Annotated in this window: 15 protein-coding genes and 1 tRNA gene; 2 read left to right on the top strand and 14 right to left on the bottom strand. The window is 57.7% G+C overall.

The window, feature by feature from the left end; all coding sequences use genetic code 11:
- The first annotated feature begins 9 nt into the window (after positions 1–9).
- On the top strand, positions 10–639 hold the full coding sequence (locus tag Z947_RS0107610; protein WP_025043711.1) for a glutathione S-transferase family protein: 630 nt from the start codon (positions 10–12) through the stop codon (positions 637–639).
- Between the two features lie 88 nt (positions 640–727).
- On the opposite strand, the gene Z947_RS0107605 is transcribed toward Z947_RS0107610, so the two are convergent.
- Complete coding sequence (locus tag Z947_RS0107605; protein WP_240477520.1) at positions 728–1,387, bottom strand: GntR family transcriptional regulator; 660 nt, start codon at positions 1,385–1,387, stop codon at positions 728–730.
- A gap of 224 nt (positions 1,388–1,611) precedes the next feature.
- Between Z947_RS0107605 and Z947_RS0107600 the strand changes: the two genes are divergently transcribed.
- Positions 1,612–2,475, top strand: coding sequence for a fumarylacetoacetate hydrolase family protein (locus Z947_RS0107600; RefSeq protein WP_025043709.1), 864 nt, complete (start codon positions 1,612–1,614; stop codon positions 2,473–2,475).
- Between the two features lie 202 nt (positions 2,476–2,677).
- Here the strand turns inward: Z947_RS0107600 and Z947_RS0107595 are convergent.
- The 13 genes from Z947_RS0107595 to Z947_RS0107535 all read right to left on the bottom strand — a co-directional run bounded on the left by Z947_RS0107595 (position 2,678) and on the right by Z947_RS0107535 (position 15,439).
- Positions 2,678–2,767: transfer RNA gene (locus Z947_RS0107595), tRNA-Ser, on the bottom strand.
- Between the two features lie 416 nt (positions 2,768–3,183).
- Positions 3,184–4,137 carry an ABC transporter ATP-binding protein gene (locus tag Z947_RS0107590; RefSeq protein ID WP_025043708.1) on the bottom strand — a complete coding sequence of 318 codons (954 nt, stop codon included), beginning with the start codon at positions 4,135–4,137 and terminating at the stop codon, positions 3,184–3,186.
- Positions 4,134–5,111 carry an ABC transporter ATP-binding protein gene (locus Z947_RS0107585; RefSeq protein ID WP_025043707.1) on the bottom strand — a complete coding sequence of 326 codons (978 nt, stop codon included), beginning with the start codon at positions 5,109–5,111 and terminating at the stop codon, positions 4,134–4,136. The genes Z947_RS0107590 and Z947_RS0107585 overlap by 4 nt, the downstream gene beginning before the upstream one ends.
- A 3-nt stretch (positions 5,112–5,114) precedes the next feature.
- A complete protein-coding gene (locus Z947_RS0107580) occupies positions 5,115–6,020 on the bottom strand; it encodes an ABC transporter permease subunit (RefSeq protein WP_025043706.1) in 906 nt (301 codons plus the stop codon).
- Position 6,021: 1 nt separating this feature from the next.
- Positions 6,022–7,029 (bottom strand): ABC transporter permease subunit, encoded by a 1,008-nt coding sequence (locus Z947_RS0107575; protein WP_025043705.1) that lies wholly within the window; start codon positions 7,027–7,029, stop codon positions 6,022–6,024.
- Entirely contained in the window at positions 7,023–8,132 is a 1,110-nt protein-coding gene (locus Z947_RS0107570; RefSeq protein ID WP_025043704.1) for a M24 family metallopeptidase, read from the bottom strand. Before Z947_RS0107570 ends, Z947_RS0107575 begins: the two co-directional genes overlap by 7 nt.
- Before the next feature lie 78 nt (positions 8,133–8,210).
- The gene (locus Z947_RS0107565; protein ID WP_025043703.1) at positions 8,211–9,800 is read right to left on the bottom strand and encodes an ABC transporter substrate-binding protein; all 1,590 of its coding nucleotides are present in this window, start codon (positions 9,798–9,800) and stop codon (positions 8,211–8,213) included.
- 68 nt (positions 9,801–9,868) lie between these two features.
- On the bottom strand, positions 9,869–10,564 hold the full coding sequence (locus Z947_RS0107560) for a helix-turn-helix domain-containing protein (protein WP_240477519.1): 696 nt from the start codon (positions 10,562–10,564) through the stop codon (positions 9,869–9,871).
- 91 nt (positions 10,565–10,655) lie between these two features.
- Positions 10,656–11,528, bottom strand: a complete 873-nt coding sequence (locus Z947_RS0107555) for a DMT family transporter (protein WP_025043701.1) — start codon at positions 11,526–11,528, stop codon at positions 10,656–10,658.
- A gap of 82 nt (positions 11,529–11,610) precedes the next feature.
- Complete coding sequence (locus tag Z947_RS0107550) at positions 11,611–12,594, bottom strand: ornithine cyclodeaminase family protein (RefSeq protein WP_025043700.1); 984 nt, start codon at positions 12,592–12,594, stop codon at positions 11,611–11,613.
- Positions 12,591–13,442 carry an alpha/beta fold hydrolase gene (locus tag Z947_RS0107545; RefSeq protein ID WP_025043699.1) on the bottom strand — a complete coding sequence of 284 codons (852 nt, stop codon included), beginning with the start codon at positions 13,440–13,442 and terminating at the stop codon, positions 12,591–12,593. The genes Z947_RS0107550 and Z947_RS0107545 overlap by 4 nt, the downstream gene beginning before the upstream one ends.
- Positions 13,439–14,884, bottom strand: coding sequence for a M81 family metallopeptidase (locus Z947_RS0107540; protein ID WP_025043698.1), 1,446 nt, complete (start codon positions 14,882–14,884; stop codon positions 13,439–13,441). The genes Z947_RS0107545 and Z947_RS0107540 overlap by 4 nt, the downstream gene beginning before the upstream one ends.
- Before the next feature lie 3 nt (positions 14,885–14,887).
- Positions 14,888–15,439, bottom strand: coding sequence for a TRAP transporter small permease (locus tag Z947_RS0107535; protein WP_025043697.1), 552 nt, complete (start codon positions 15,437–15,439; stop codon positions 14,888–14,890).
- Between the last annotated feature and the right edge of the window lie 4 nt (positions 15,440–15,443).

Here is a 15,443-nt window from a genome sequence, read left to right as displayed (position 1 = left end):
ATACGCACGATGATTGACCTTTATACATGGACCACGCCGAACGGCCGCAAGGTCTCTATTCTGCTTGAGGAGCTGGGGGTGCCATACACCTCGCATGCGATCAACATCACCAAAGGCCAACAGAACGAAGCCGATTTCCTGAAGATCAGCCCCAACAACAAAATTCCTGCGATTGTCGATCACGAAACCGGCGTGAACCTAATGGAATCCGGCGCGATCATGATATATCTAGCTGAAATGCATGGTAAATTCCTGCCCACGGATCCAATCGAGCGAGCAAACGTCATGCAATGGCTGATGTGGCAAATGGGCGGGCTGGGGCCGATGGCAGGACAGACCCATCATTTTGTACACTTCAATCCCGGCAACGCGCCATATGCAGAAGAGCGTTTCACAACGGAGGTAAAACGCCTTTACCGTGTGTTGAATACCCAGTTGGAAAGCCGCGACTACATTTGCGACACCTATTCAATCGCAGACATGGCGTGCTGGCCTTGGGTATCGCGTTACGAATGGCAAGGCATTGATCTAAGGGAATATCCCGCCGTCAGAGAATGGTACCAGCGCCTGCTCCAACGGGAGGCGGTGCAAAAGGGGTATCACGTGCCAAAAGCGATGGGCGAGATCCCGGCGGGATAAAGGCAGAAAGCCGGTGTTTACCACAGATGAAAGCGACTGCGCGTAAGTTGTGACGATCAAAGCCGCTGACCGCCCCCAGCCAAGCCTGTCAAATATTCATGCTGCGTGACAGGTACTCGCCTGTCACGCGGTAATGGCGTTGCAAGCTGGCGCAGGCGCGGGCGGCATCGAGCCCTACCACAGCATCCAGGATCGCGTCATGCTCTGCCGAAACATCCCGTTCATCATACGCATCGTCGTGCGCCGCAAGATTGCGATACCGGATGTTCAAATCGTAAAGCTGGGCGCAATAGCGTTCCAGAACCGGCGATCCACTGTTTGAGAGCAGCGCCATATGAAAGGCCTTATGCGCGCCTTCAAAGGCGGCCGCGTCCTTCACTGCCGCCTTCTTCATCCGGTGATGTGCAAGCACCACATTTTCTTCCCATGCAGCTGTCGCCGCTGCAATTGACTGTCGCAGGGCAAGGTCCTCCAACGTGCACCGCAAGGTCAGGATTTCACGAAAATTGGCATGGCTCACCGGTGCTGCACGAAACCCGCGTTGATCAAGACGCTCCACCAACATATCGGACGTCAGCAGGCTTAACGCTTCGCGGACGGGCGAGGCCCCCGTGTCCAGTATGGCGCGCAGTTCTTCGATCTTAAGCTTCTGACCCGCCGCCAGCGCGCCCGTCAGGATCATATCGCGCAAGGCAAGATAGGCGCTAAGCGTTGCGGAGGTTTCTTTGCCGCCTGTGTCTTCACTCATATTCATCACCCGCAACTCTGTTCGAAGCAATCAAAGGTCAAATGGTTACCTAACGGCTGGATGACACGTTTCATATCCTCACGTCTATCGTCCAGCTGTTTGGCACAATCCTAATGGCGCAATGTCCCTACATCATGCGTTTATTGTGGGGATATATAAAAATCGATAATAATTAGCGTCCTGCCAAATAATCGGTATAATTGTTAGAAACAAAGGTGAGTCCTATGAAATATCTGGTCGGAGAAACAAGTGCTGGCGCAGCAGTCTACGCAGTGCAAGGCGATCAAGCCTATAATTTAACAGCATTAAATCCTGCAGTTGGAAATGACCTGATGGCGCTGGTCAAACGCCCAGATCTGGTCAACGCCGTCACCGCACAACTTAAAACTGCCCCACGCGTTTCAGTTGCGTCAATCACCCCTGCCCTGCCAGTCGCAGCGCCCGGCACCATCATTTGCCTCGGGCTGAACTATACCGACCATATCAAAGAGGGCGGTTACGAAATTCCCGCGTACCCCGCACTTTTCATGCGCGGGAAAAACTCCATCATGGCAAGCGGCGCACCGCTGGTTAGGCCGAACTGTTCGACCCAACTGGATTACGAAGCTGAATTAATGCTGATTGTCGGCAAGGGCGGGCGCCATATCGCGCAAGACGATGCGTTAAGCCACGTGTTCGGGTATACCGTTTTTAACGACGGGTCGGTGCGCGATTTTCAACGCAAAACGCATCAATGGACGCCGGGCAAAAACTTTGACAATACCGGTGCGATTGGCCCCTTTGTGGTGTCACCCGACGAACTGCCCGAAGGTGCCGCCGGCCTTAAAATCGAAAGCCGTGTCGGCGCTGAAATCCTGCAATCCTCCAACACCGGCAACATGATCTGGTCTGTTGCGCAAACCATTGCAACAATTTCCGAATACACCACGCTTGAACCCGGTGACCTGATCGCAATGGGCACCCCGCCTGGTGTGGGCCACGCGAAAAAACCGAACCCACGCTGGCTGGTTCCCGGCGAGGTGATAGAGATCGAAATCGAAGGCATCGGCAACTGCTCCAACACCGTCGTGGATGAATCAGATTTGTGAGCCGTTACGGCGTTTTCGCGGCGACTGACGATTGTCGGACGCGGTCGTGCCGTCGTTAAAAGATGGGTGACAAAGTAGGGGCGAACCGGCTCGTTTTCAGCAGCGAAAATGCACCAAGGTTGCGCAAAGCTGTACCCCGGAAGTGCCCCACGCAATTCTGATAGAATAAAAACAAGTAGCCCTAGCATTTTTGCTAGATTTGTGGCGGAGACGAAGGGATTCGAACCCTCGAGACCCTTCCGGGCCTACTCCCTTAGCAGGGGAGCGCCTTCGACCACTCGGCCACGTCTCCACCGACGCGTATAGCCAAGCAAACATGGAGACTACAAGGTAAAACTTCCCTTTTTCAAAAATTCCTGCCGATGGCCCGGATCCGCCCTATTCAGGGACATCGCGCGATTTCCCCAGTCAACAAACACCTATGCATCCTGGCAGATAAATCCTCGCGCGGCGCAAAAACGCTGGGCCTCTTCAACGTGATTGCCAACCGCTCCCATTGAAAGATCTATCGTGCGCTAGTGAACAATTTTAGGCAGTCTTTTCCGACGTCGTAGAAAAGCTCAGGCTGCGGAATTCGACCGTTCATTCGACCCGCCACACATTTCGCTTTGCATGCGCATCCGACGCCTAAATGACGACAGCGCTCCCGCATAGCGGCAGCCAGCTACATGCCGCTGCTCTGCACCGCAAACCACCGCCTGCACAGCCCTATTCAGGGTAAAAACAAGCCGCCGAATGTGCGTCGCTTGACAACTCCGGGCGCTGTTCGCGGCACGTCTCTTTGGCTTTCCAGCAGCGCGGTGCAAAGGGGCAGCCGTCGGGGATTGCCAGTGGCGAGGGCAGTTCGCCGTCGAGTTTGATCCGCTCTTTCTTGCTACGCGGATCAGCTTGGGGCGTCGCGGACAGCAGGGCCTTGGTATATGGGTGCATTGGCGCGGAAAACACAGCGTCGCGGCTGCCCTTTTCGACGGCGCGGCCCAGATACATGACGATCAATTCATCGGCCACATGGCGTACAACACTCAGGTCATGCGAGATAAAGAGATAGGCCAGTTGCAGCCGTTCCTGCAAATCAACCAACAGGTTCAGCACCGAACTCTGGATCGACAGATCCAGCGCGGACACCGGTTCATCCAACACCAACACCTTGGGGTCCAGCATCAGGGCACGGGCAATGGCGATCCGTTGGCGCTGACCGCCGGAAAACATATGCGGATAGCGGTCAAAGTGTTCCGGCCGCAGCCCGACTAGCCCCAGCATTTCGCGGGCTTTCGCTGTGCGCTCTTCGCGGCTCATGTCGGGCCGGTTGATCTTGAGAGGTTCTTCCAGAATGGTGCCAATCCGCTGACGCGGGTTGAGCGAGCCGTAAGGGTCCTGAAACACAATTTGAACGGATTTGCGCAACGACGCCCAGTCCTCCGGTACCACCGGTTTGCCGTCCAGCGTCAGGGTTCCTGCGGTCGGTTCCTCGATCATCGTGACCATACGCGCGAGGGTGGATTTGCCACAGCCGCTTTCGCCAACCACGGCGAGGGTTTTGCCCGGATACAGGGCGAATTCAACGCCCCCCACAGCCTTGAGGGTTTTGGACGCACGCAAGAAACCTCCGCTCACGTCATAGTGCCGCTCAAGCGCGGTTGCGGTCATTACCGGTTCTGTCATGACGCCACCTTTTGATCTGCATTCAGGGGATAAAAACATCGGGCATGCCCCAGATCGGGCCCCAATGCCGCTGGTGCTTCGGCCTTGCATTTCGCATTCGCAAACTGGCATCGCGGCGAAAACAGACACCCCGCAGGGCGGTCGAACTGGCCCGGCACAACACCGGGGATGGTGGGCAGACGTTTCTCGGTTGCGCGTTCTGGCAAAGCGTCGAGCAGCGCAGATGTATAGGGGTGATGGGGTGTCTCGAACAGCGGCACAACCGGTTGTTCTTCGATCTTTTGTCCAGCGTATTGCACGCTGACGCGTTCAGCGGTTTCGGCAACCACGCCCATGTCGTGGGTGATCAACACCAGCCCCATGCCGGTCTCGTCACGCAATGACCCTAAAAGATCCAGGATTTGCGCCTGAATGGTCACGTCGAGCGCGGTCGTCGGTTCATCCGCAATCAACAGCTTGGGCTTGCAGGCGATGGCCATTGCGATCATCACCCGTTGGTTCATGCCCCCGGACATCTGGTGCGGAAACGCACCGAGCCGCTTTTCAGGGTCAGGGATGCCGACCTGTTCAAACAGTTCGATGGCGCGCGCGTGCCGTTCGCGCCGGCCCATCCCCAGATGCACCCGCAGGGCCTCGCGGATTTGCCACCCGACAGTAAAGCAGGGATTCAGCGACGACATGGGTTCCTGAAAAATCATGGCAAGGTCTTTACCGACGATTTTACGGCGTGCCTTGGGGTCCATCGTCAGCAGATCCTGACCGTTAAAGGTCAGCTCGTCCGCCGTGACCGTCGCAGTCCACGGCAGCAACCCCATCACCGCAAGCATCGAAACAGATTTGCCCGATCCGCTTTCCCCGACAATCGCCAGAATTTCACTGTCGTTCACATCCTGATCGACACCATCAACAGCACGGAATTGGCCAGAAGCCGTGGCGAAATCCACACTCAGGTTTCTGATACGCAAAAGTGTCATGGCCTAGCTCCGCTTCAGTTTCGGATCAAGCGCGTCGCGCAACCCGTCGCCCATCAGGTTGATGGCCAGGACGGTCACCAGAATGGCAACGCCGGGAAAGGTTACGACCCACCAGGCGCGCAGGATAAATTCGCGCGCTTCCGCCAGCATCGTGCCCCATTCAGGCGTGGGCGGCTGCGCCCCCATCCCCAAAAAGCCAAGCGCCGCTGCGTCCAGAATAGCCGTCGAAAACGACAGGGCCGCCTGCACGATGATCGGGGCCAGACAGTTTGGCAGTACGGTGATAAACATCAGCCGCCACAGCCCTGCCCCCGCCACACGGGCAGAGGTGACATAGTCCTTTTGCAGTTCGGACAGGACGCTGGCGCGGGTCAGACGCACGTAGTGCGGTTGCAAAACAATCGCGATGGCGATCATCGCATTGGTCAAGGACGGCCCCAGAATGGCCACCAGAACCAGCGCGAGCAACAGCGAGGGAAACGCCAGCACAATATCCATCACCCGCATGATGATGCTATCGACCCATTTGGGGGCAAAGCCCGCAATCAGGCCGATGATGATGCCACCGGTGGCCGCAATGCTGACCACGATCACACCGACAAAGAACGAATAGCGCGCGCCGACGATCAGACGCGACAGCATATCGCGGCCCAGCGGATCGGTGCCAAGGATATGACTCCACGTGCCGCCCTCTTGCCAGACGGGGGGTTGCAGTGTCGCGGCGCGAAACTGCTCTGTGGCGTCATGCGGCGCGATCCAGGGCCCGAAAAACGCCAGCAAAGCGAAGACTGCAAAAATCCAAAGCCCGATAACCGCACCGCGGTTTTCGCGAAAGTAGAACCAGAATTCGCTAAGGCGACTTGGCCGTTCCTGCACCGTTGATGCATTGGCTGAAACTGCGTCATCCATGTCAGCGCTTCCTGATTTTGGGGTTGATGACGCCGTACAGCATATCAACGGTAAGGTTTACGATCATGACCATCACGGCAATCAGCAGCAGGCCGCCCTGCACCACCGGATAGTCCCGCCGGAAAATGCTATCGACCATCCACTTGCCGATCCCCGGCCAGCTAAAGATCGTTTCGGTCAGGATCGCACCGGCCAGCAATGTGCCCACCGACAGGCCAATCACGGTGATCACGGGGATCAGCGCGTTGCGCAGGGCGTGAATGCCGTTGATCCGACCCGGTGACATGCCTTTGGCGCGTGCTGTGCGAATGTAATCTTCGCCCAGCACTTCAAGCATGGCCGAACGGGTCTGGCGCGCAATCACCGCCAGCGGAATGGTGCCCAGCACGATTGTCGGCAGGATTAGGTGGCGCAGCGCCGATGTGAACGCCCCTTTCTGGCCCGATGCCAGACTGTCGATGATCATGAAGCCGGTCGGGTTGGGGAAATAATACAGCAGGTCAATGCGCCCCGATACCGGTGTCCATTGCAGGTTGCCCGAAAAGACGATGATCAACAGCAGCGCCCACCAGAAAATTGGCATGGAATACCCGACCAACGCCGTAGACATCAACGCGCGGTCAAAAAACTTGCCACGGTTCACAGCGGCAATCACACCTGCCGGCAGGCCCAGCGCGACCGCAAAGATCATCGCACATATCGACAGCTCGAGCGTCGCGGGGAACAAGGTGAAAAATTCGTCCCAGACAGGGCGTTTGGTCACAAAGGAATTGCCCAGATCGCCCTGAAGAACACCGGTGAGGTATTCCCAGAACTGGACATAAATCGGGCGGTCATAGCCGAATTGCGCGGCCAGTTCGGCATAGCGTTCCTCGGATATGCCGCGCTCCCCCGCCATCACCTGAATAGGATCGCCCGGCAACGCGCGGATAAAGCTGAACGAGATCAAGGTGACCCCGATAAACGTCGGAATAAAGGTCAGCAGTCGACCCAGAACATAGCTCAGCATGAAATCACCATCAGGTCTTTGGGGAAATGTGTCAGCGTCCGGTAGCCGTCTTCGGTTATCAGAACGTCGTCCTCGATACGGACGCCGAAATTACCGATCTCGTAGAGGCCCGGTTCATTGGTATAAACGGTGCCCGCGGGCAAAGGCATGTCGTTGCCGCGCACGATATAGGGCGCTTCATGTACATCGCGGCCCAGTCCATGCCCCGTTTTAGTCCGAATGCGGTCGGCGAAATCCGATGCCTCCAACACCTGCGTGGCGGCGTCGTCAATGTCGTGCGCCGTGACGCCGGCCCGTGTGACCGCAAGGGCGGCAAGGTTCGCCTGCAACACCGTGTCATAGACCGCGCGCCCTTCATCAGTGACGTGATCCAGAAACACCGTGCGCGTGATGTCGGCAACAAACCCGTCCTTGCGCGCGCCGAAGTCGATCAGCAGGGCATCCCCCGCTTTGACCGCATAATCGTGGCGGGCATGGGCATGGGGTTGCGCGGACCCGTCACCGGCGGCCACAATCGGATGAAACGACAGATCATCCGCGCCCTCGTCAAACAACATCTTGATCAGCGTTTGTTCGATTTGTTTCTCGGTCTGGCCCAACGTGATGCTGTCCAGCGTACGCTTCAAGGCGCGTTCGGAAATATCAATTGCGCTCTGTAGCGCTGCGATGTCATCGTCGGTCTTGATCATCCGCAAGGCGGAAATCTCGCGTTCGGCTTCGATGATGGTCAAATCCGGTTGGGCCGCTTTCAGCGCGTGGTGCACAAAAACACGCATCACCTGTCCTTCGACCGCCAGCGACGATATTCCCAGATGTCCCAGCAAATCGGCAAAGGCCGCGGCATAGCCGTCCTGATCGCGCCAGTCGAAAACCGCGCCGTCAAAGCCGGCAAGATCCCAGCTGGCAAGTTCAAGGTTCGGCACAAGCGCTGCGGCAGGTCCGTCTGCCGGAATAACGACAAGAAAGGGCCGTTCGTGGCTCATGAAACTGCGCCCGATGGCGCGGGTAAAATTGGGGCCCGGCACGAGTGCAACAGCATCCACGCCCATCTCGACGGCGACACCCGCGTATTCTGAAAGGCGTAGCGTTAGTGGCTTTGACACTGGGGAAGGCTCCGGAAATTCGTTGCAATAGCAATGGGGGCGGCACAAATTGCGCCGCCCCCTTGTTACGTCAGTCGCTTATTGCGACAGGCCCACTTGGTTAAAGATGTGGCCACCCAGCGGGTGAACAACATAGCCTTCAACTTCAGGGCGCATTGTCATGTAGACAACTGAGTGCGCAATTGTCGCCCAAGGTGCTTGATCCTTGAAGATGGCCTGCGCTTCTTCATACAGCTTTGAACGCTCGGCCTGTGTTGGCAGAACCTTGGCTTTCTGGACCAACGCGTCGAACTCTTCGTTGCACCACTGCGCACGGTTGGATTTTTCGACACCGTCACAGCCCAAAAGAACGGCAAGAAAGTTGTCCGGATCACCGTTGTCACCTGTCCAACCCAACAAGACTGCGCCGTCACGGTCCTTGGCTTTGGAACGCTCAAGATACTCGCCCCACTCATAGGAAACGATCTCTACGTCGACGCCGACTTTCGAGAAATCTTCCTGCATCAGCTCGGCCATACGGCGCGCATTGGGGTTATACGGACGCTGTACCGGCATGGCCCAGATCTTCATCGACAGATCGGTGATGCCTTCGGCTTCCAACGCAGCTTTGGCCGCTTCTGGGTCATAGCTGTCGTCTTCGATCGCGTTGTTATAGGACCACATTGTCGGCGGGATCGGGTTCTTGGCGATTTCGCCGGAGCCTTGGAACACCACATCGATGATGGCCTGCTTGTCGATCGCCATGTTCAGCGCCTTGCGCACCTTGGCATTGTCGAACGGCGCAACCTGCGTGTTATAGGCCAGATAGCCAACATTCAGGCCTTCCTGCTCCATCACCACGATATCTTCGGCATCTTTCATGGCCTGAATATCGGCAGGGTTTGGATACGCAGTCACGTGACATTCACCGGCCTGCACCTTTTGATAACGCACGGAAGCGTCAGGTGTGATCGCGAAGATCAGGCTTTCGACCTTGGCTTTTTTGCCCCAGTAATCGTCGTTACGCAGATAGCGGATGACGGCGTCTTTCTGATAGGCTTGGAAGGTGAACGGACCTGTACCAATTGGTGCCTGGTTCAGCATTTCAGGTGTGCCCGCTTCCATCATGGCGTCCGCGTATTCTTTGGACACAATGGACGCGAAATCCATCGCCATGTTGGCAATGATCGGCGCTTCGGGGCGGGTCAGGTTGAAAACAACCGTCAGATCGTCAACCTTTTCAATGCTTTCGATCAGGTCCGGCATGGACATCGCACCATAGTATTCCCAGGTACCGCCCGACACTTTGTTGTACGGGTTGTCAGGGTTGCCCTGACGGTCAAAGCTGAAGATCACGTCATCCGCGTTGAAATCACGCGTCGGTGTGAACTGTGCGTTGGAATGGAACTTGACGCCCGCACGCAGTTTGAAAGTGACAGTCTTGCCGTCCTCGGAAACTTCCCAGCTTTCGGCCAGACCGGGGATCGCTTCCGTGGTGCCGACCTTGAATTCGGACAAACGGTTATAAATCGGGTGGCTGGACGCATCAAAAGTGGTGCCTGCGGTGTACAGTGCCGGGTCAAACCCTTCGGGGGACCCTTCGGAACAATAGACCAAGGACTGTGCCTGTGCCGAAACACCCAAGGTGCTCAGCAATAGGCCAGTGGCCAAGATTTTGTTAAAAGACATTCTCTTCTCTCTCCTAGTTGGTAGTTTATTTTGCGGCAGCTTTTCAAAGGTGCCGTTGGTGATGGTGTTCAACGCCTGAGCGGGAGCATCTCCCGCGCGACCGAAGTGTCCTCGACCTCAACCTGTCCGATCTCGTCGGACTTATCGTATTGCATCCGGCCGACCCAAAGTATGCGGGCGGGCACGTCTGTTTTGTTCGACCAGCAATGCGGCGTGGTTCCCAGATAATGCAGGCTGTCGCCTACGCCCATCAGGTATTCCCGTTCGCCGACCATCTGGGAGATTTCTCCCTCAAGGATATAAATGATCTCCTCGCCGACATGGGTGACCACTTCGGATGCATATCCCGGCGGCACGTTCATGACATAAGAGGTCATTTCATGGCCGGTACGTTCCGCGCCGATCTGCTCGTATTCTATTGACGATCCGGCAACCGCAAATTTGGGTCGCGCATCGCCGCGCGTCAGGCTGTCAACGGCACGAGGGGTGCGCACAAAGTAGTCTGTCTCGACCTTCAGCGCCTGAGCAATCTGCGTTAACGTGCCCAGTGTCGGGGTCGCCTTGCCGCGCTCGACCTGACTGAGATAGCCGACCGAAACGCCCGACGCCGCCGAAAGCTGTTGCAGCGTCATTGACAACCTGTGCCGTTGCGTGCGCATGCGCCCGCCGAGTGCGTCGGCCGGTGCCTTGGTTGCAGTCTGTTCGGACTTTGATGACAAGCGTGTTCCCCACGGACGCTCTTGGTCGTCCTTGGGGCGCAACATGGACGCAGTTATTTTAAGCGTCAACAATAAAAATTATTCTCAGGGTGAAATCTTGAGTCCTCACCAGATATTTTCACTACCCTGACCTATGTTACGCGCGCCCTTTCACAGTGACGATTAATGCAGCAAAAGTGATGGCAAATACGCCCAGCAGGCCCAGCGCACCCGGCAGAACAGAGAATAAAACAAGGTCGAAACCCAAGGCCCAAACCAACCCAGTGAAATCAAACGGGGCAAGCGTGCTGACCGGTGCACGCGCTGTGGCTTCGTTAGACACGATATGGCCGACACCCCCGATCAGCCCCGCGAAAGCAAGCCAGCCGAACAGCGGCAGGTCTAACGCGACCCAACCAAAGGGGGCGGTCGCCAAACCGATCAAGGCCGCAACGATGGCAAAATAAAACGCAATCGTCGACGCGCTTTCAGTCAATGTCATGGTTTTGGTATGGACGCGCACAAAGGCCATGGTGAACGCATAAGCAAGTCCGGCGATCACCCCGATAACGGCGCCATCACCGGGCATTTCCAGCGCATCCCACAGCAACAGCACCACGCCAGCGAACCCGACCACAACCGCCAGAAACACAGTAGGCGACAGCTTTTCCTTCAGCATGACACCGGCCAGTGGCAAAACAAGAACCGGCGCGAGATAGGCAATCGCCTGTGCATTTGCGACCGGCAGATAGGCCAGCGACAGGAACGACATCGCCATTGAAAACGCGCCAAAGGCACTGCGGGTCACATGCAAACCGGGACGCTGCGTGCGCAGCGCACGCGGGAATTCACTGCGCCAGATCATGTAAAGACAAATCGGCACCAAGGCCAAAGCCGAACGCCAGAACATGATTTGCCCGACCGGAACGACATCAGCCGCACCATGCACCGCCGCTGACATTGCGGTCATCAGGAATGCCGCCAACAGCCGAAGGCCGACACCCTCGATAAAATCTTTGCGTGATACCATGATCCAGATGTCGCAGCTTGCGCATCCGGCATCAATCGTATTTCAGGCGCGGCGCATGACCAAACCGGCCAGCGCCCTGTGCTTAAAGCTGAACCGCCTGCCCTATGCCTTGCGCCGTCGCGGCCTCGACCACGGCTTTCGCGGCCATCAGATCCTGCGCGGCAACCCCTAAAGACCGGTAAGCAGTCTGCTGTTCCTGCGATGTGCGCCCGCTGGCTTCGCCCGCCAGAACCATGCCGATTTCAGCCATAATGCGGTCTTCCGTGAACCGGCCATCGGCGATAAGATCCACAATTTCACCGGCTTGAACGCGCGTTGAAGGTAAATAATCCACCCAGATCGGCATATTGAGGACAAAATCGTCATCGACTTCCCGCATGGTCGGGATGGACGAGCCGACCACATTGACATGGCATCCTTCGGGCAGCCACGCATGATGCAAGACCGGCGTCGCAGACGCGGTCACCGTACACACGATATCGGCCTGCGCGACAGCCGACTGCACATCTGTGCCCGCCGTGAATGCGATCTGCGGATAATGCGTTTTGGCAGTCGCGCAAAAAGCAGCAGCCTTTGCAGCGTCGCGTCCGGCAACCTGCACGGTTTTGATGTCGCGTACGGCGCAGATCGCGTCGAGGTGGTGCTCGGCCTGTTCACCGTATCCGACGAGGGTCAACGCACTGGCGTCCTGTCTGGCCAAGGCGCGCGTTGCGACACCACTGGCCGCCGCCGTGCGCAGCGCGGTCAGCAGACTGGCATCCATCATCGCCCGCGCCTGCCCCGTCTCGGCATCGAACAACACAAATGCTCCAAGGTGTGACGACAATCCGCGCTTGGGGTTGTCGGGAAAGAGGCTAAGCAGTTTGACCCCGAAACAGGAGGCATCAGGGGCGGTGATCGCACCGGGCATGATGCCCAATTTATTTATCCCGCCCACAGGGATCGCGCTACGCAGGGGCAGTTCTGCCCCGCCATCAGAAACCAGTTTCATCGTGGCGTCGATCACCTCGATCGCGGCAGGCATCGGCAGCAGCTTTGCTACGTCTTCAGAGGTCAGGACTATCACAAAAACCGCTCCGCCTCTGTGCCCCAATCGGGGCCGGTGACATCAAGGCCCATCACCTGTTCCAGCAGTGCGGTGTAGGTATCAGGCCGTGCAATATAAGGAAAATGCCCGCCCGAAAGATAACGGTATGCGGTGCAGGGGGTCAGACGCGCCCGCACTGCGTCACGCATTTCCGGTGGGATCAACGGGTCGTCGGCTGCGTCAATCGTGAATACCTTTTGCGACGGCAACCCCAATGGGGGCAATTCGGGCCCGTTCTTGATCGCGGCCAGCCGACGGCGCAGTTCCGGTTCCAGAATGCGCCCGCCGACTTCCATCAGCAGCAGATCAACAAGTTCGCTCTGTTCAGGATGACCGGCGCGCCACCCCTCAAGACCTTTTCCAAATCCGGCGCGCAATTCTTCAATCGGCCCCGCCTCCAGATCAGAAGAATAGGGCGGCCGCTGGTCGATCCCTACGGTTGCGTGCAGCGTATTCGCCGCAATAAGGCGATCCATCCGCTGCGGATATTTCCCCGCGATAAACTGCGCCAGATACCCGCCCAAAGATGACCCAAGGATTGATGCGGTGTCGATTGAAAGGTGATCCATCAGCGCAATGATATCTTCACACCACTCCGCCACACCGCCGGTTGCAGGGTAGCTGGGCGCAATGATGCGCAAGCGCCCCTTTAGCGCATTGATCTGCTGCCAGAAAATATCGCCCCGCCCCAGTGTGCCGGGGATCAGAAACAGCACCGGACCTGCGCCAATGTCCAGATACCCCCAGTCGCGCCCGTTCAGGTCGATCCGTTGTTCAGGGTATTGCGCCGAAAATCGGTCGCGCTCGGCGATCAATGCGTTTGTCATGACAAAGGGTCCTTTTGGGCAGGGAAATAGTCGCGGCTGCGGCGGGTAAAGGGGATGTTGGCAAAGTCGGGCGTAATCGCGCCGGGCGTGGCCACAGGGATCACTTTGCTGGCAATCGGATTGAACCCCGCCTGATAATGATTTGACGATTTCACACAAACATAGCGGCGCTTTGACAGATCAATACCGAGCTGGGTAAATGCTTCGGGATGAAAGGTCTGACCGCGGGTGTCGGTCAGCACAATGTCGATGTCGCCGGATTTGACCCAGACGGTTTCGCCCATCGGTGCTGGCAATTCGCCAAAGCGTTGCGTCAGACCGGAGGCGCATTTCATCACCGTGACCGTCAGATCCAGCGGATCACCCGACATCGGCCCGTGTTTGCCGCCAATGCGCAGCGCAAGTGTCGCGCCCTCCCCCGCCTCGCGGCAGATGCGCACGGCACCGGGGTCGAAAAACAGGCCGGTTGCGATGCTGCTCATGCCGCGCTCGATCATCGCACGCAAAAGGAATGTCGCATCCGACGGTGCCCCGCCGCCCGCGTTGTCGGACATATCGGCCAGCACAATCGGGCCCGCCGCTTCGGCCTCGGCCAGATCAAGGGCGCGGCCAATATCGGGAATGTCTGTGTTTAACACATGACGCAGATCGTATAATTTCCGGCCCCAGCTTTCTGCCGCTTCTGCCGCACCTGTGCCGTCGCAAATGGCAAGGGCACGGGTGCCGACACGAGGGTGATCGCCCCACGGAAATCCGTGGGCAATGGACAGCGACAGGATGCCGTCCTTGCCTTCCTGGGCCAACATCTCGTCGACGAAACCGCGCATCGGGCCAGAGGGAGTGGGCATCGCCATCACCATCTTGCAATCAAAATCCGCCATTACCGGCGTAATCCGCCCTTCGGCGGTGTCGACGGCCAGCTTAAACAGATCTTCTGCGCGGGCGGGAATGTCGATGTGGGGATATTCCTTGAACGCGACCAGCAATGTCGCAGTATCCATCATCAGATCGGTCAAATGGCAATGCGGATCCAGCAGGCCGCCTATCACCGCATCGGGCGCGATCCTGCGACAGTGCGCCATCAAATCGCCCTCGCAATCATCATACCCGTCTGCGATCATTGCGCCGTGCAGCGCCAGTAGTATCACGTCAGCCCCGCCCGCTGCTTGCAAATCCGACACGATCTCATCACGAAACGCCTCATAGACCGCTTTAACCGTCAGCCCCGCAGGTTGGGCGTGCGCGGAGAGGGATTCGATCACCTCATGACCCGCCGCCTCCGCCCGCGTGCGCCAGATGTGCAGGGGGCCAGTCCAGTATTGCACCGGATCCTGCGTCGCGTTGCCGTGGTGGATTGATCCTTCCTCAAACGACAGGATGCCGGTGGGCAAAGGCGAAAACGAATTGGTTTCGGTGCTGAGACCGGCAATGAAAATTTTCATGTATCAAGCTTTCGTAGGGGTGGTTTCGGCGGGTTCAAGTTCGACCTGCCCCGTCAGCCGCATCAGCGTCAGGGCAAGAACGTGAACAACGATAAAGGCAAACGCCAAGGGCACGGCGGCGGTGAACCAGATCATCGAAACATCCAGCATTTCGGCGCTTCGGTTCAAGCTGCGTCCCAAAAAGCCGCGTGCGGGATTCATCCGTGCATCAAAAATCGAATACCAGATGACCGGTACCGCAAAGAGCAACACACCGCCCGCCCTGACCAGCGCCAACGTGGCACCAAGCCGTCCGGGCACCTGCCGCATCGCGGGGAAAAGCGTGGGGTCAGCTGAAATGCGAAAAGCGCAGGACGCCCCCAGCATGCCGGCCCAAACCATCGCGCGGCGCGCCAGTTCTTCGGTCCAGATCGGGGGGGCATCCAGAACATAGCGCGCGATCACCTGCCAACCGGCGGCACCGACCATCGCAAGCACCGCCAGCACCGCCCCCCAAAGGGCAATGCTGTTGATCACGGCAGAAAGCCTGTCCAGCCAAAGGGCAATCGCGCGCATGATC

It is taken from the genome of Sulfitobacter geojensis, from assembly GCF_000622325.1.
Lineage (GTDB): Bacteria > Pseudomonadota > Alphaproteobacteria > Rhodobacterales > Rhodobacteraceae > Sulfitobacter > Sulfitobacter geojensis.
The sequence above is the reverse complement of the archived record's forward strand: the minus strand, read 5'-3'. Positions and strand labels throughout refer to the sequence as shown.

Excerpts from the sequence above, each read along its gene's own strand:
- Z947_RS0107545 (WP_025043699.1), bottom strand. The coding sequence starts at position 13,442 with ATGACAAACGCATTGATCGCCGAGCGCGACCGATTTTCGGCGCAATAC.
- Z947_RS0107575 (WP_025043705.1), bottom strand. The coding sequence starts at position 7,029 with ATGCTGAGCTATGTTCTGGGTCGACTGCTGACCTTTATTCCGACGTTT.
- Z947_RS0107540 (WP_025043698.1), bottom strand. The coding sequence starts at position 14,884 with ATGAAAATTTTCATTGCCGGTCTCAGCACCGAAACCAATTCGTTTTCG.
- Z947_RS0107555 (WP_025043701.1), bottom strand. The coding sequence starts at position 11,528 with ATGGTATCACGCAAAGATTTTATCGAGGGTGTCGGCCTTCGGCTGTTG.
- Z947_RS0107565 (WP_025043703.1), bottom strand. The coding sequence starts at position 9,800 with ATGTCTTTTAACAAAATCTTGGCCACTGGCCTATTGCTGAGCACCTTG.
- Z947_RS0107610 (WP_025043711.1), top strand. The coding sequence starts at position 10 with ATGATTGACCTTTATACATGGACCACGCCGAACGGCCGCAAGGTCTCT.
- Z947_RS0107600 (WP_025043709.1), top strand. The coding sequence starts at position 1,612 with ATGAAATATCTGGTCGGAGAAACAAGTGCTGGCGCAGCAGTCTACGCA.
- Z947_RS0107585 (WP_025043707.1), bottom strand. The coding sequence starts at position 5,111 with ATGACACTTTTGCGTATCAGAAACCTGAGTGTGGATTTCGCCACGGCT.
- Z947_RS0107560 (WP_240477519.1), bottom strand. The coding sequence starts at position 10,564 with ATGTTGCGCCCCAAGGACGACCAAGAGCGTCCGTGGGGAACACGCTTG.
- Z947_RS0107605 (WP_240477520.1), bottom strand. The coding sequence starts at position 1,387 with ATGAGTGAAGACACAGGCGGCAAAGAAACCTCCGCAACGCTTAGCGCC.
- Z947_RS0107590 (WP_025043708.1), bottom strand. The coding sequence starts at position 4,137 with ATGACAGAACCGGTAATGACCGCAACCGCGCTTGAGCGGCACTATGAC.
- Z947_RS0107580 (WP_025043706.1), bottom strand. The coding sequence starts at position 6,020 with ATGGATGACGCAGTTTCAGCCAATGCATCAACGGTGCAGGAACGGCCA.
- Z947_RS0107535 (WP_025043697.1), bottom strand. The coding sequence starts at position 15,439 with ATGCGCGCGATTGCCCTTTGGCTGGACAGGCTTTCTGCCGTGATCAAC.